Annotated in this window: 16 protein-coding genes; 5 read left to right on the top strand and 11 right to left on the bottom strand. The window is 63.3% G+C overall.

Features of this window, described 5'->3' with window-relative positions; genetic code table 11:
- The first annotated feature begins 101 nt into the window (after window positions 1-101).
- Both PV772_RS20340 and PV772_RS20335 read left to right on the top strand, forming a co-directional pair.
- Window positions 102-572, top strand: a complete 471-nt coding sequence (locus PV772_RS20340; protein WP_347887370.1) for an AAA family ATPase — start codon at window positions 102-104, stop codon at window positions 570-572.
- 327 nt (window positions 573-899) lie between these two features.
- The gene (locus PV772_RS20335; RefSeq protein ID WP_141160589.1) at window positions 900-1103 is read left to right on the top strand and encodes a hypothetical protein; all 204 of its coding nucleotides are present in this window, start codon (window positions 900-902) and stop codon (window positions 1101-1103) included.
- 57 nt (window positions 1104-1160) lie between these two features.
- Here the strand turns inward: PV772_RS20335 and PV772_RS20330 are convergent, their stop codons facing one another.
- The 7 genes from PV772_RS20330 to PV772_RS20300 all read right to left on the bottom strand — a co-directional run bounded on the left by PV772_RS20330 (window position 1161) and on the right by PV772_RS20300 (window position 8191).
- Complete coding sequence (locus tag PV772_RS20330; protein ID WP_347887369.1) at window positions 1161-3206, bottom strand: hypothetical protein; 2046 nt, start codon at window positions 3204-3206, stop codon at window positions 1161-1163.
- Between the two features lie 808 nt (window positions 3207-4014).
- Window positions 4015-4443, bottom strand: coding sequence for a hypothetical protein (locus tag PV772_RS20325; protein ID WP_347887368.1), 429 nt, complete (start codon window positions 4441-4443; stop codon window positions 4015-4017).
- A 128-nt stretch (window positions 4444-4571) separates the two neighbouring features.
- The gene (locus PV772_RS20320) at window positions 4572-5258 is read right to left on the bottom strand and encodes a M4 family metallopeptidase (RefSeq protein WP_347887371.1); all 687 of its coding nucleotides are present in this window, start codon (window positions 5256-5258) and stop codon (window positions 4572-4574) included.
- A 52-nt stretch (window positions 5259-5310) separates the two neighbouring features.
- The gene (locus tag PV772_RS20315; RefSeq protein WP_347887367.1) at window positions 5311-5658 is read right to left on the bottom strand and encodes a hypothetical protein; all 348 of its coding nucleotides are present in this window, start codon (window positions 5656-5658) and stop codon (window positions 5311-5313) included.
- A gap of 75 nt (window positions 5659-5733) precedes the next feature.
- On the bottom strand, window positions 5734-5886 hold the full coding sequence (locus tag PV772_RS20310; RefSeq protein WP_347887366.1) for a hypothetical protein: 153 nt from the start codon (window positions 5884-5886) through the stop codon (window positions 5734-5736).
- A gap of 615 nt (window positions 5887-6501) precedes the next feature.
- Window positions 6502-7524, bottom strand: coding sequence for an LLM class flavin-dependent oxidoreductase (locus tag PV772_RS20305; RefSeq protein ID WP_307356752.1), 1023 nt, complete (start codon window positions 7522-7524; stop codon window positions 6502-6504).
- 67 nt (window positions 7525-7591) lie between these two features.
- Entirely contained in the window at window positions 7592-8191 is a 600-nt protein-coding gene (locus PV772_RS20300; RefSeq protein ID WP_347887365.1) for a hypothetical protein, read from the bottom strand.
- Between the two features lie 117 nt (window positions 8192-8308).
- Between PV772_RS20300 and PV772_RS20295 the strand changes: the two genes are divergently transcribed.
- Complete coding sequence (locus PV772_RS20295) at window positions 8309-9871, top strand: CehA/McbA family metallohydrolase (protein WP_347887364.1); 1563 nt, start codon at window positions 8309-8311, stop codon at window positions 9869-9871.
- 350 nt (window positions 9872-10221) lie between these two features.
- Here the strand turns inward: PV772_RS20295 and PV772_RS20290 are convergent, their stop codons facing one another.
- The 3 genes from PV772_RS20290 to PV772_RS20280 all read right to left on the bottom strand — a co-directional run bounded on the left by PV772_RS20290 (window position 10222) and on the right by PV772_RS20280 (window position 11760).
- Entirely contained in the window at window positions 10222-10725 is a 504-nt protein-coding gene (locus PV772_RS20290; RefSeq protein ID WP_347887363.1) for a hypothetical protein, read from the bottom strand.
- Window positions 10726-10871: 146 nt separating this feature from the next.
- The gene (locus PV772_RS20285; protein ID WP_141181486.1) at window positions 10872-11219 is read right to left on the bottom strand and encodes a UBP-type zinc finger domain-containing protein; all 348 of its coding nucleotides are present in this window, start codon (window positions 11217-11219) and stop codon (window positions 10872-10874) included.
- Window positions 11220-11403: 184 nt separating this feature from the next.
- The gene (locus PV772_RS20280; protein WP_347887362.1) at window positions 11404-11760 is read right to left on the bottom strand and encodes a rhodanese-like domain-containing protein; all 357 of its coding nucleotides are present in this window, start codon (window positions 11758-11760) and stop codon (window positions 11404-11406) included.
- Window positions 11761-12037: 277 nt separating this feature from the next.
- On the opposite strand from PV772_RS20280, the gene PV772_RS20275 reads away from it, so the two are divergent.
- Together PV772_RS20275 and PV772_RS20270 are read left to right on the top strand one after the other, a co-directional pair.
- Window positions 12038-12304, top strand: coding sequence for a hypothetical protein (locus PV772_RS20275; RefSeq protein ID WP_347887361.1), 267 nt, complete (start codon window positions 12038-12040; stop codon window positions 12302-12304).
- Window positions 12305-12492: 188 nt separating this feature from the next.
- The gene (locus tag PV772_RS20270; RefSeq protein ID WP_347887360.1) at window positions 12493-12942 is read left to right on the top strand and encodes a YdeI/OmpD-associated family protein; all 450 of its coding nucleotides are present in this window, start codon (window positions 12493-12495) and stop codon (window positions 12940-12942) included.
- Window positions 12943-13024: 82 nt separating this feature from the next.
- Here PV772_RS20270 and PV772_RS20265 read toward each other — a convergent pair whose 3' ends face one another.
- Window positions 13025-14203: an MFS transporter gene (locus PV772_RS20265; RefSeq protein WP_347887359.1), complete on the bottom strand. Its 1179-nt coding sequence runs from the start codon at window positions 14201-14203 to the stop codon at window positions 13025-13027.
- Window positions 14204-14253 lie beyond the last annotated feature (50 nt).

Here is a 14253-nt window from a genome sequence, read left to right as displayed (position 1 = left end):
TCACACGGTGACCGCCTTCACGTCAGCAACGACGCAGACAACCACCGTGGCGTTACACCACTATGCGGGACTCCACTCATAGAAGTTGCTACGTTTGGTTAATGCAGCTCGAACTGAACCCGTATAACCCTGGCTCCGGAGCGCAACCAATGCACCTCGCGGGCAGAGACGCCGAGATTGCGGCGTTCGATCTACTGATCGTGAGAACAAAGAAGCACCTGCAGGCACGCCCCATGATCCTCTCTGGCCTGCGGGGCGTTGGAAAAACGGTCCTTCTGCGGCGATTGAAGGGACTGGCTGACCATCACGGGTGGATCACCATCAAGCTCGAAGCGCGCAGAGGGGAGAGCGCCCAACAGGAAGCCCGGAAAGTCATTGCGGCCGAACTGCAGAGCGCTGCTCGGCGTCTGGTACCTCTCCTGCAAGCTGGAGACTATGTCCGGAAGGCGCTGTCGACGGTTACCTCGTTTACTGCAACAGCCGGCGTGAAGGGAATTTCGCTGGGTGTGGGCGTGGATCCGACCAGGGCATCCACCGGCCACCTGGAGATCGATCTGAAGGACCTGGTCTAGGAACTGGCGCTTCATAGCGGCACCGGGCGTTCCCGCAATGCGTGCTGAGGATCACCGGCAGGCCGAGGAACGGCGACCTACCAAACACATCCCTTCCAGGCCGGGTGATTTGGCCATGCAAAAACAATTCGGCGGCAGCCCTTCATAGCCTCAGCGCCTTGAGTTTGGGGGCCCCTGAGACTGAGATTGCGATCGCTGCCGACGGCTTAGGGCCTGGAGTGGTTCCCGCTGTTCCTAGATTGGTTCGGATCACATTGTCGCGGAGACTACCTCCCGGAGCGGGACTCCCAAGGGGTAGGGTGTGCCGTAGCCGACGAAGGAGCCATGATGAGCTACAAATATCGAACTGTGCGGGTTCGCGGTACCGAGATGGTTGGAACCATTGCAAGGAAGCACGGGGGTGCGGCTGAAATCTACGAAACGTCCAAAGACTTGAGCACATCAGTAGTTCCGGTGTTTTTCGAGGCAACGGGCGAGATCCGTTTCTTTGACAGGTCAGTACTGGAGGACGTGGTGGCACCGTCCACATAGCCCTCCGGCAGGGTCCGTAGCGAAGCTGCCCCGCGTTGGCCGCCTGGTGTCAAAGACCTATTTACTACCCTCCTGGAGGTCCCATTCCCTCAGCAAGCTTTCCCGGGCAAGGGCGTAGCGGCCGGTCTTGAAGTAGTTTCCGTGCGTGGCCACCAGTGCCTGATACGAGTCGGGCTCTATCTCGAGGGCAACGCCGTCCAGCGCGTTCGCTTCCGGGGTGTCGTGCGGATAGGCGTAGACGGGGAAGCCGAGGTAGTCCGTCCGTCGCCATACATTCAGCCACACTCCAGGACCGGTTGCGCCGCCGCCCAGGAGGCCCGCGAGTTGGCCATCGGACGGGACGGGCGGCGTTGGGAGAAAACGGCCCTTCCACGGATCGCTCCCGAAATATCGTGGTCCCTGTACACCCGGAGTCCCAAGGACGGCCGGTCCCCACAGGTCGGGGAAGAATCTGCCGAAATATGGGCGCAGCTGGACACCGAAAGTGAGCAATCTGATCCTGGACAAAAGGTCGCTGACCCTGTCCTTGGCCGCGTCGGCATCCGTGCCCCTTGGCCCGGCCTCGAGCTCCCTGTGCTGGGCCATGGCGGCCAGGTGATATATCGCGGCTATGCCCAGGACGGCTCCCAGGCTGTGTGTAGCCAAAAGAATGCGGCGCGAGGGCTGCACCTGATCGAGCACTGCCGGGTCGTCCACCTTCTTCTGGTCGGTGAGCCATTGGAGCATCCGGTTGGCAAGTTCGGGAACCACACGTTCTGAGTAGCAAGCGGGGCCAAAAGGGCGGCCGGCCCTTGGCAGCCAAGCCACCAGATCCCAAAGCAGCCCGAGCGGCCTGCCTGTTCCCACGACGGCGCTCGAAATTGCTACCCCTACTATCAACACCCCCGCGGCTGTCAGGGCGCTCGTGGCCACCCAAGTGCCGGCCGGGGAGACTGCGTTCCAGAACCACAGGTGCCGGAGCCACTCATGGCCTGTGCCGTTCTCATGGAGGATGGTCAACGCAAGGACCATGAGGACGCCCGCGAGGGTGGCCCCTGCTGCCAGCTCTACCACCCGCTCACCGCGTTGCAGCAGGGCGCTTCTGCGGCGGACGGCCATTATTTCTGACGTGTAGGGCAGTTCGCTGTCAGCGATCGGAGGAGTGGTGATTCCTTCACCGATCCAGAGGCTGCCCAGCATGAGCGTGCCCAGGATGACCACGGCTGCAAGGACCAGGAGCACCATGACTCCACCCGCTGCCCAATAAAGGAAGGGGATTGAAATGGCAGACGCATCGTCGTTGAGCAGGGTGCGGAAGAGAGGATGGGTGCTGTCCCGTTGCCAAAGGAGGGCGCCGGCCTGCAGCCAGTTGCCGACACCCACGACGATGGCGCTCGAGTAGAAGGCCGCGAGCAGAAGGCTGAGGTACATTATTACGCCGGGAGCCAGGCCATGCCATGCTTCTGCCTGCCGACCCAGCGGCCGCACGGGCGCCCTGTCACGCTGGTTCATGAGGGATACCGCCACGGCCAGCAGGCAGGCCGCGCATATTCCGAAGGCAGCGCTTACGGACATTGGTGCAAAATTCCACTGGCCAATAATGATGAGGATGCCGATGAGGGCAATACACCACAACAGGGTTCCCCAGACGACGGCGGCATTCGGGGCCAGGCGCATAAGGAATCCCGAGGTCGCGAGTATCGCCAGGAGGGCAACGAGCACTGTCGGCACCAGCTGGGCCACCGTGAAGGGGGCTGCCTGCCCGGCACTGGTAGCGCGGCAGACCACTACCACCGTGCAAAGGTAGACGGCGAAGCTGGAAAGAAGAAGGATCATAGCCCAGGCCATGCGGGAAAACCCGGCTCCAAGGGGTGCACGGACGCTCTCTGACCCCCAGTACATGACGGAGCCGGCTACGACTACAAGGAGCAGGCACGTAACCGTCACTAAAGTCGTGGCAATGCCGGCGTCGTCCTTCGACGCCTCACTGAGGTCGGCGGCGAGAAGGAAGGTCACGAGCAGGACGCTGGCGGCAATGTGTGCCACTCCTGTCGGCGAGTTGACGCGCCGGATCCACAACCGCGGTGCAGCGAGGACCGGCGTGCGCCGCAGCCCGTTTTCCATCGTGCGGCGTTCCCGCTTCTTTGGAACAGGAGAATGGCCCTGGACTCGCTTTTGATCCGTAAACCGGGTCCGATAACGAACATCACTGGACAGGCTGATGGCGGCCAGGAGTGCAATGGCGACGATCGGAAAAGTTGACACGGCTGCAAGACGTTGGCCCCGCGTCAAGCTCCTAAGACCATCGAACCAGTGCGGCATGGCATCGCACATCTGCAGGTGCCCGTCCGCGGTGACGCGAAAGCACTGAACGGCGATGAAGTCCATGGCAGTAGTGGCGATGGCAGTTGCCAGCAAGAGCGTCAGCAGCAGACTGAACAGACGTACGAGTGCCGCACCTGTTCCGGGGTCGACTCCGTCACCGCGTCTATCATCGGCTTTGAGAACACGTGCCCAGTAGGCGGCGTTTGCGAAACCGAAGGGGGCAATCAAAAACCATCCAACGTTATAAAGTGCCCGGACGCTCTTACCAAGAAACCCGTTCGGCGCGAAGCGGTCCAGCTTGCCCCAACTGTATGCCTCAAGCTGTGTTCTCGAATCCGGCGACGAGGACGCATCTGCGGGGGACTGCCTCACCTTGTAAAAACCGGCCAACTTGTCAACGAGCCTGATTCCGTCGTGGTCCGCCGGCCCTACGTCTGCAGGCTCGACTCCCAGCATCTCGTAAGGTGGGGTATTCCGGACTCCATGGACGCGAAGCTCGAGAATTTCCAATGCTGAGGACATGGCCCCTCCCCGGTGACTCTCCCTGGCACTCAGCTGACGCTGGTCGATGTGTGGGTGAGGGTGTCGTCAACAAATGCGACTTTGGCTATGTATTGCTGATAAAGCCGGACGGCATCTTCGAGATGAAGACGGCCAAAGCCAACGCTCCCGCGAGACCTTCCAATTCCGCATTGCACGCCTCCGCGGCACTGACACGGGAGGCGAGCTCATGGGAGTTGGACAGACCCGTCGACACAGCCGCGGTCAGGGAACAAAGTACGGCGAGCAGGCAAAGGATGCGCCATACTGTCGAGTCGTCGTCCAGCGACAGCAGAGCCTGCACGCCCTCTGTGAACTTAGTACCCCCTGCAGCGGGCCCAACGGTCAGTGCTGCGGCCAGTGCGCTCCCTATGACACTTATGTTGATCAGCCTGTTCCTCCGGGGCCGGGCCTGGCGCAGAAAGGTTCTGATATTCGCGCGGCGCTGTTCAATGAGCTCGGAAAGCTGCTGACGGGTTGCTGGGTCTTCCTTCATGTCATCCTCCGCACCGACCTGGGAATGAGCGAACCTATTTCGGCAATACCGCAGAATCTTGTGCACGTTGGGAGAGCGGCCGGGTTGCTGCGGCGATCAGGACACCAGGATTTGTACACTTTGGCTCCTCAGTGAGCCCGGACTTTGACTGCGTCCCATGCAGATGAAACGGCGTTTGCTTCTTTACTTGCTGTTCCGTAGCGGGATCGCGCGGACCTGAGGGTGAGGCCAGCGAACGAGCTGAAGGTTGCATTGGGCCGTAGCCTGGGATCAGCGAGGGTGTCGTACCAGATCTGTCCGGGCGCTTCCCATGCGTTGCCTCCAATCCCGGTGGCCACGAGATAGAACGCGCGGTTCGGGATTCCGGAGTTGGTGTGGACGCCACCATTGTCGGTGGTCGTCCGGACGTAGCCGTCCATCGTGGCAGGCTGGTGGTCGTACTGGTTGGCGGTACCGGGAGCCTTCATGGAACGGAGGGCGGGGGACAGCAGCGGACCGACGATATCAGCGCCGATAAGCCAGTCCGCTTGTTGGGCGGACTGGCCGAGGTGATACTGCTTGACCAGGACGCCGAAAACATCCGAGCACGATTCGTTCAGTGCACCGGACTGGCCGGAGTAGGTCAGGTTTGCTTCGTGTTGGGTCACGCCGTGGGTGAGCTCATGCCCGACCACGTCGGTGCCTTTGGTGGTGTCTGTAAGCGTCTTGCCGTCGCCGTCGCCGAAAAACATGTGGCCGGCTCCGTCGTAAAAGGCGTTGTCGTAGTTCGTGCCGAAGTGAACCAATCCCTCCAGCGGCATGCCTTGGTCATCGATCGAGTCCCTGTGGAAGATGTCCCAGTAGAGGGCGTACGTGTAACCGAAATTGTCATAGGCCGTGGTTCACGGAATGGTCGGCGTCCGGTGGATCTCCTTCGGAGCGCACGAGCCTCCCCGGAACCTGGTCACTGGAATGTGCCTGGTCGTAGATTCTGCGGGTGGGGGCACCCCCCGCCGTCGTGCGCCCAACCGCCGTGGGGTGCTGGAGGGTGCGGGCTGCGATCTCGGCCCTGGCGACCCGAAGTCCTTGATCGATGGCCAGCGTAGACAATAGCGAGTCCCTGTGGGCAGCGTCCGCGCCGCGGGCCAGTTCGATCAGTAGGTCCGGGGGAAGGATGCAGGCAAGGGAGTGGCGGCTCGCGGCACGTGGCGATCCCTGCGCTGTGCGTGCGGACATGATGATCTCCTTACTGACGGTTTCTTGGCACCTGAGGTTCCCGGAGCCGGCGCCTGGATGGGAGGACCAGCTGGGCTAGGGCGTGACGGATGAGAACACGGCGTCGGTCCGGTTGGATGTATTCGCGTCATTGGCCCGTATGGACAGCGACGCAAATGATGAGCCCGCGGGTGCCAGCCCGGCGTAGTCGCCAATGAAGAACCCGCGGGCGGAGGGTGCGGTCGTCATGTCGGAAGGGCCGTGCATGACCGGTGAAATAGGGGATCTCCGGTTCACATGCACGAACGTTGACAGCAGCGGCAGGGTCGCTCGCGTGCGGTTGGCGCCTCGTGCTGCTGCTGTGCGCGTGGGGCTCCATGCGGGCCTGCCAGCGGCTGAACTCCGGGGTACGTTCCGGGAATCCCTGGAGGACGCGGAGAACAAGTCCGCTGACAGGCGGGTGTCCTGGTAATTCCTTGCCGGCGGAAGGGCGGAGTACTTGTTCTCTTGTGCATCCATCGTTTTCCCCGCTCCGGGGCTCGTTGTTAGGCTGCAGCTGCGGGGGACGGTCTTTACCTATGGTGAGGACCATCGGCGGGCATGATTTCTACTGACGGAACCTTAGGTTCGGGAGAGCCTTTCAAGCTAGTGCCCTTTGGCCCTGTTCAAGAACGGGGTCAACCACAATGCCGGATACCCAATCCAGTGACCGCTGCCCGGACGATCAGCTGTAGGGGGCTATGGCCGATCCGAAGCCCATCGAGAGGCACCGGCCCGGGACCGCGCCGGCGAGTGCCAAGGCGAGCTCGATCAGGGGACTGCTTCCCTCCAGTCCGGTGTCGAACAGGACCCACCCGACGCTGATCAGCGCCAGCCGAGTTGTGGAGCCACGTCCTTCAGGATCGACTCAAGCACGTGGGCGTTGTAGTCCACACCAAGCTGGTTGGGGACAGTAAGGAGCAAGGTGTCCGCCGCGGCGATGGCCTCGTCTTTGGCCAACATGGCGGCCAGCTCGTCAGGGGCGCCAGCGTAGGAGCGGCCAAAGATTGCCCGGGTCTTCTCGTCAATGTTCCCGATCTGGTCGGAGCTTTGACGGTCACGGCCAAAGTACCGCCAGTCGAGGTCGTTCGTCAGGGCGAAGATGCTGCGGCTGACCGAGACGCGCGGTTCCCGTTCGTGCCCGGCCTCCTTCCAGGCCTGCCGGTACAGTTCGATCTGCTCGGCCTGCTGGACATGGAAGGGCTTGCCGCTCTCGTCGTCTTTGAGCGTGGAACTCTGCAGGTTCATGCCCAGCTTCGCGGCCCACACCGCCGTTGCGTTCGAGCCGGAACCCCACCAAATACGGTCCCGCAGTCCCTCCGAGTAGGGCTCAATACGCAGCAACCCAGGAGGATTGGGGAACATCGGGCGGGGGCTCGGCGCCGCGAAGCCCTTCCCGGTGAGAACCTCGAGCAGGCGCTCAGTATGCCGGCGGCCCATGTCCGCATCCGATTCCCCTTCCTTCGGAGCGAAACCGAAGTAGCGCCACCCATCGATGACCTGCTCGGGTGAACCTCGGCTGATGCCAAGCTGCAACCGGCCGCCGGAAATCAGGTCGGCCGCGCCCGCGTCCTCCGCCATGTAGAGCGGATTCTCGTAACGCATGTCGATCACGCCGGTACCAATGTCAATGCGGTTTGTGCGTGCCCCGATCGCGGCCAGCAGCGGGAACGGGGAAGCATATTGCTGGGCGAAGTGGTGGACACGGAAGTACGCGCCGTCCGCTCCCAGTTCCTCTGCCGCGACGGCCAAGTCGATGGCCTGCAATAACGCGTCCGACGCGCTGCGTGTGCCGGACTCCGGGTGGTCGGTCCAATGGCCAAAGGACAAGAATCCGATACTCTTCACACCGAAAGCCAACATAGTGGTGCACGATCCTATTCCGCCGGGCACCGGCGGCCACGCAGATCCTGGCTCAACCCGTCACCCGTACTCCGCCCACCGCGCCCGTCCACGGTGTATCTGCGGGCCCCGGCAAGGACAGGTGCGCGGAGACATAGCCTTCCTGGAGCGTGATCACCTGTGACGTTGCCCCCGGGCAGTCCACAGTGAGCTCGACGGGCCAGAGGGTGACCTTGGGATTCTCCTGCCGGATGAAGATCTTGGCGTTGGACCCGCCAACGCAGGCTGCCGTCACCGTGTATCGGCCAGCCGCAGGCACCTCCTCGGTTGTGCCAAAACCCCGGGCCGGGCCGTCAAGTGGCCCTTCCTGAAAGAGCAGGACCGGCCCGGGCACCGACTTAAGGAGTCCGTCCAGTTCCTGGTAGTTCCGCACCTCCCGTTCAAGGACCAGCGGGTTCGGCGTTGGGGTGGCGGCCTGCGTTCCCCCAAGGAGTCCGGGTACGGGGGTACCGGGTTCGGCGGGCGTCCTGTTGGCCTGGTCCGGGTAGTCATAGGCACACCCCGTCGCTGCTGCCAGTGGGACCAGCAGGCACAGGGACAGAACCAGTCGATGCCGGACGGCGTTCATGGCCACAATTCCATGGTGGTCGTGGCCGCCGCCTGGGGCAACCATGCCGGATGGAACGGGCAGTCCAAAAAATGCTACTCAACTACTAATTTTGTACAGCGGTTCTCCAGGTATTCGCATGCATGTCGCTTGCCGTTCAGTCCGCATGGTGAGACTCGGGCGGTGACTTCACCATGTAAGGCCCACGAGGCTGAAAGTGTTTTCCTGTCCCCTTCCCGCCGCGGATTCCTTGCCGCTGCGCTGGCCGGTGCCGCCGTGACCCTGGCACCCCTATCCTTTGCCGCGGCCGATACCGGCACCAGCAGGACCAAGACGATCACCGGGCACCTCGATCCGGGTGCCGCTGATTTCGTGTACCTGCCGGTTGAGGTACCCGCCGGCGTGAACAAGATCAGCGTTTCGTACAGCTACAGCAAACCCTCGGTTACTCCGGGACTCCTGTCCAACGCCTGCGACATCGGAATCTTCGACGAAAAGGGCACCGACCTTGCCGGAAAGGGATTCCGCGGCTGGTCCGGCGGCTTCCGTACCGAGTTCTTCATCAGCGCTGCCGAAGCCACGCCAGGGTATCTGCCTGGACCCGTGGGCAAAGGCACCTGGAATATCGCGCTTGGCCCCTACCAGGTGGCCGAACAGGGCATGGACTACACCGTCAACGTCACCCTCGGCTACGGCCCTGACGGCACCCCTTTCCGTCCCCAGTACCCGGCCACGCAGGTAAACGGACGCGGCCCGGGTTGGTACCGCGGAGACGCCCATCTGCACACCATCTACTCCGATGGCAAGCGCACCCCGGCGGAAGTTGCTGCTGGAGCGAGGGCAGCGAAACTCGACTTCATGATCAGCACCGACCACAACACGCCTGCTTCCCACGGAGCCTGGGGACCCCTGGCCGGCGACGACCTGCTCATCCTCACCGGCGAGGAAGTCACCACGCGCAACGGCCACTACCTCGCGCTGGGCATCGAACCAGGGGACTGGATCGACTGGCGCTACCGCGCCCGTGACAAGGGCTTCGAGCAGGAGGCCCAGCACATCCACGCCTCCGGCGGCCTGGTAGTCCCCGCGCACCCGTATTGCCCCTATGTCGCCTGCCGCTGGAAGTTCGGCTACGACGATGCGGACGCCGTCGAAGTCTGGACCGGACCGTGGACTGTGGACGACGAATATGCCATCAACACGTGGGACTCCATGCTCGCCCATTCGGTGCGCACCGGCGGACGCTGGGTCCCGGCCATGGGCAACAGCGACGCGCACAGCGAGCCGCAGGTCATCGGCCTGCCACACAACGTGGTCAACGCCCAGGCCCTTTCCCACGATGCCATCCTTGACGGCATCCGCAACGGGCACAGCTGGATTGCAGAGTCCGCCAACATCTCCCTGGACTTTGGCGTTTCCGCGGGAGGCCGTAAGGCAGGCATAGGGGAGAGGCTCGACGTTAAGGCCGATGCGCCCGTGACGGTCCGTGTGGATGTCAGCGGAGTCCCCAATGGCGTCATCCGGATCATCACCGACGAGGGACAGACGCAGCAAGTGGCGCTCCCGGCCTCCGGCCAGGGCACGCACACCTGGGTCACTACCGCGCAGCTTTCCGCTTATGTCAGGGCAGAAGTGCGCCACCCGATGGCTGACGGAACCGCCAGCAACGGCACCAACATGGGCGCGGCACTCTTGCTGGGCCCCATGGCTGCGTTGACCAATCCGATCTTCCTCGGGTCCAAATAACCTTGACGGAGCAGGTGCACCCGCAAAGGGTCGCTACGTCCTGACTGGCGCCATGCCAGCGGGTCTGGCCTGGGCAGTTTCGGCACTGCGTCCGGCGTGGGCTGATCTCCGCCGTCGGGCTTTTGCAAGGGACACCAACAACGTCAGTATGGTGCCTGTCCAAGCAAACCAGGTGAGGAACACCAGACCGATTGCCACTAAGGGGTGCATGGCCACAGCTTAGGACGGCACGACGGGGAGACGTGGGTGAAACTCCGCACCGTTTGGGCGGGAATTCTTCCGGCGCACGGTCATGGCGACTTCCCGTACCTTTGGTGTTCATGCCGCCCAGTTGGGGCTGAAGGTGCCGATCAACGGGCCCTGAGCGCCACAGTCCGGGCATGATGGAAGGCGGCCAGTGCCACGGCGCTGGCCGCCAACCGAAGGCTATGGATTCGGTACCACCGCGCCAGCAAGGGACCACGCTGGTCCTCTGGGAGCGGATGGGGGCTGAAAAACAGCCGGGGATTGAGATACCGAAGGATGTAGGCGGTTGCGGCCGCGCCTGCCGCGGAACTCGCGGCGCCCACCATCAGTGACACTCTGGCGGACGGGCGGTCCCACCCCACAATGAGTGCGCCGATGGCCGCAGGTGCATTGAGCGGCGCAACCGGTGCATAGTACCGGCCCGGGCTGCCTGCCCCGAAAGGGGAGCGGGAGAGTTCGCTGCTGGCCTCGGCACCGGCCACGCGATGGGGAACCTTGACGAGAAGCTCATAGAGGTTGCCGAAGAACCAGTGCGCATGGGTGAATTCAGCAACATCCATGAGCCGCCCGGCGAGTACGCCGCGGCGAAAATTGAGGGTCTCTCCCATGTGCACAATGTACGCTCCGAGGGGCGCCGGCGGAATGGAAGTTGGCCCTTTGGGAAAACGGACGACGCCGGGCGGCGGCAGTGCGCGAAGCTCGCCTCGGGGGATCGCCTACTGCGTCTCAAGGCCCGGCTGCAGGGCGTGCGCCATCAGTGCAGGTGGCGCTCCCAGTCCGGGGGCACCCGTCCTGCCGGTCCCGGGACGGGTTGGCTGAGCGGACGGTGCTGGGGCGGCGCGAGCACCGTCCCTTCGTAGTATTCCTCCGTGGCGTAGTTCCAAAACCAGTCCTCGCCGGGTTCGAAGGAACGGACAAAAGGATGGCCGGTGCCGGCCGCGTGTGCGCTCGCATGCTGGGCTGGCGAGGAGTCACAGCATCCGATGTGGCCGCATTGGGCGCACCGGCGCAGATGGAACCACCACCCGCCTTGGTTCTCGCACTCTGCACAGCCCGTACCGCTGGGCCGCGCGGAAGGATTGATTCCTGGGGGAAGGCTCATCTGATGGGTTCCTTTGCGTGGAGCATGCCTGAAACGGATGCATCCCCTGCAGGATAAGTCACTGCGGGCCCCGCCTGAAGGGACACTGTCAGACGTGAAAATCCGTGGGCCGACACCCGTGCATGGTCCTGTGATCTTCATGCTCCTTCCGCCTACTGGCCCTTCCGGGTGCAGGCGGGAACCGTCACCGGCCCGGCGGCATCGTGTCGGACTGCGTCCGTAACGCGGCCCACGCCTGGAAGCCACCGACCAGGTCGGTCGCCCGGGTCAGCCCCAGCCGTTGCAGGGTATGCGCAGCGAGGCTGGAACTGTACCCCTCATTGCAGACCACCACGATCCTCCGCGTGAAGTCGTCAGAGCCGGGGATCCGGTGGGGGCTGGAAGGGTCGAGCCGCCACTCGAGCACGTTCCGGTCAATGACGATTGCTCCGGGAAGCGCCCCATCACGGTCCCGCTGATCGGCCGGCCTGGTGTCGACAACAAGGGCACCCGCCGCCATTTCCAGTTCAAGATCGGCAGGATGAACACGATCAAGTCCCATCCGGCTCTCAATGAGTAACTGGTCGATCGTAAGACCCCCGGTGGGACCGATCGGAGTTTCGTTGGAGACAGGACACTGTTCCACCATCATCTACCTCACCTTTTATGCGTCGGGCGCCGTTTCCGTCGGCGTCTTCAGATTATGGAGGGAGCAGCGGCACAGCCGCCCCGCCCCGCCACGCCATGGGACCACGCTCAGTGCAGGCAGGCAGCGGTGCGTCCAATGCCGTGACCAAGGCCTCTACGACGGCGTTCCCCTGTGTGCCAAGCTGCACTTTATGTCGTACTTCCTGGAGTACGTGACCAGCCATACTGTCGGTCGAGCTGCCATCAATGGCAGCACGCTGCATGAAGCCCTGGCGCACGCCCAGAAGGCCTTGATGGGCCTGCCCTGCCTCAGAGCGGTCCTGCGCCATGCGTCTGCTGACAGCCGCGTGTTTGGGGAGGGTGCGGCGATGGCCGGCTTCACGGCTGCCCAGGGCTGGAGGATCCAGGGGCGGAGCAGGCCGCAGCTGATGCCGGATCAGGAAGGTCCGGGGGATTAGTTGTTTCCGTGGACCCAGCTGGCTGTGGGGGTGGCGGAGCGCGGTACCGGAAATTAGGCTCGGCTCACGTGGGGAAATCCAGTTCTGCGAAAGGAAACGACCATGACAGTGCCGCATATCCCGCTCCGCCTGGTGACGGGGGCCTTCGCCGCAGCCGTGGTCTTGGACCGGAAGCCAGGGGACGCGCGTTGCAGCTGAAATTCACCACAACCCTCCGGGGGACCGGCGGCAAAGTGGGCATCGAGGTTCCGGAGGAAATCGTCGAAGCACTTGACGCGGGCAGGCGGCCGCCAGTGGTTGTGACCATCAACGGAAAAAGCTACCGCAGCACCATCGCGGTTATGGGCGGCCAGAACATGATCGGGCTCAGCGCTGCCAACCGGGAGCTGACAGGGACCTCTGCCGGGGACACAGTGGAGGTGGCCTTAGGGCTGGACACGCAGCCACGGAGCGTTGATGTTCCCCCCCACCTTGCCGAAGCACTTGAGGCCGAACCTGCGGCATATGCCTTCTACCAAACGCTCAGTTACAGCACCCAACGCCGCTACGTCGAGCCTGTTGTCGGGTCGAAGACTCCGGAAACCCGGTCACGCCGGATTGCCAAAGTGGTGAGTGACCTCAAGGCCGGCAAGAAGTAGCCAAGGGCATCATCATGGACAAAGGCAGCGGCCCTTGGCTGCCCGGAGGGGCCGGGAAGCCAAGGCCGCTTCCGTGGACTAGCTAGTTTTTTCCAGCATGGCTCCGCCGGGATTCCTGCGCATCCCCCTCTCCGCCTGCCACTGGCCTGTCACCGCCTCGGCGCAGGCTCAGCATTACAAGTCCGGCGGCGAGCAGGCAACATGCCAGGAAAATGGACGTGGCCAGGAAGCTGCCGTGCGTCACGTCCTGCAGATACCCGCCCACGTAGGGCCCCACGAATCCGCCGAGGTTGCCTACTGCGTTGATCAGTCCCATGGCGGTGCCGGCCACCGCCACCGGCATGGCGCGGGATGCGGAAGCCCAGAACGGCCCGTCATAGGCCAAGGCTCCGGCGACGGCGATGCTGATGAGGGTGACCGCGAGGAACGGAAGGTTGTCCCCGGTTGCCACCGAGATGACCAGGGCAACAGCGCCGATGGCCATGGACAACAGCACGTGGGTGGAGTAGCGGCCCGATCGGTCGGCGGCCTTGGCGTTGTACCAGAGGCCGAACATGGCCAGCACGTACGGTATGGCCGTGACCAGGCCTACCTCCAGGGAAGAACCGGAGGTGATCGTCTTGATGACATGCGGGAGCCAGATGTTGATGCCGTAGAACCCGATCTGGATGAGGAAATAGACCAGGGTCAGCCGCCACACCACTGCGTTGGAAAGGACGTGCCGCAGGCCGAGTTTTTCCTGCTGGGGATGGCCCGCGGCATCAGCAGCAAGGCCCTGTTCGATGTACTCACGCTCCTGCTCGGAGCACCATTTGGCGTCGCGCGGGTGGTCGGCGATCAGGGCCCACCACAACGGCGCGGCGATGACGAACGGGAAGATTCCCTCGATGATGAACAGCCACCGCCAGTCCGAGAAGGACAGTATCCACCCGGACAGCGGGGCCGTGATGATTGACGCAATGGCGATGTTCATCATCCAGAACGCATAGGCCCGGGCCCGTTCGGCAGCGCGGAACCAGTGGCTGATCAGGACTAGGATCGCCGGCCAGATCCCCGCCTCGGCCACGCCGAGGAAGAAGATACCCGCAGCCAGCCCTTGTTGCGCGGCGTCGATGCCAAGGTCCTGATGCAGGCCGTTGAGGGCGAAGCCGATGTTGGTTCGGTCCATGAACGAGATGATGTACACGATGATTGCGACGGGAATCAGCCTCTTCCACCGGGCGTTTCCCACCGCAGTCGCTGACATGGCGTTGCGTGCCATCGGAATTGCTCCTTCGCAATATGGCTTATCAGATAGCACCCCAGCATGCT

Origin of the sequence: Pseudarthrobacter sp. CC12 (assembly GCF_039907755.1) — a bacterium.
Lineage (GTDB): Bacteria > Actinomycetota > Actinomycetes > Actinomycetales > Micrococcaceae > Arthrobacter > Arthrobacter niigatensis.
The sequence above is the reverse complement of the archived record's forward strand: the minus strand, read 5'-3'. Positions and strand labels throughout refer to the sequence as shown.

Bases quoted from the DNA above. Each gene is read 5' to 3' on its own strand.
- PV772_RS20340 (WP_347887370.1), top strand. From the start codon at position 102: ATGCAGCTCGAACTGAACCCGTATAACCCTGGCTCCGGAGCGCAACCA.
- PV772_RS20335 (WP_141160589.1), top strand. From the start codon at position 900: ATGAGCTACAAATATCGAACTGTGCGGGTTCGCGGTACCGAGATGGTT.
- PV772_RS20330 (WP_347887369.1), bottom strand. From the start codon at position 3,206: ATGGAAAACGGGCTGCGGCGCACGCCGGTCCTCGCTGCACCGCGGTTG.
- PV772_RS20325 (WP_347887368.1), bottom strand. From the start codon at position 4,443: ATGAAGGAAGACCCAGCAACCCGTCAGCAGCTTTCCGAGCTCATTGAA.
- PV772_RS20315 (WP_347887367.1), bottom strand. From the start codon at position 5,658: ATGTCCGCACGCACAGCGCAGGGATCGCCACGTGCCGCGAGCCGCCAC.
- PV772_RS20310 (WP_347887366.1), bottom strand. From the start codon at position 5,886: ATGACGACCGCACCCTCCGCCCGCGGGTTCTTCATTGGCGACTACGCC.
- PV772_RS20300 (WP_347887365.1), bottom strand. From the start codon at position 8,191: ATGGTTGCCCCAGGCGGCGGCCACGACCACCATGGAATTGTGGCCATG.
- PV772_RS20290 (WP_347887363.1), bottom strand. From the start codon at position 10,725: ATGGGAGAGACCCTCAATTTTCGCCGCGGCGTACTCGCCGGGCGGCTC.
- PV772_RS20285 (WP_141181486.1), bottom strand. From the start codon at position 11,219: ATGAGCCTTCCCCCAGGAATCAATCCTTCCGCGCGGCCCAGCGGTACG.
- PV772_RS20280 (WP_347887362.1), bottom strand. From the start codon at position 11,760: ATGGGACTTGATCGTGTTCATCCTGCCGATCTTGAACTGGAAATGGCG.
- PV772_RS20275 (WP_347887361.1), top strand. From the start codon at position 12,038: ATGTCGTACTTCCTGGAGTACGTGACCAGCCATACTGTCGGTCGAGCT.
- PV772_RS20265 (WP_347887359.1), bottom strand. From the start codon at position 14,203: ATGGCACGCAACGCCATGTCAGCGACTGCGGTGGGAAACGCCCGGTGG.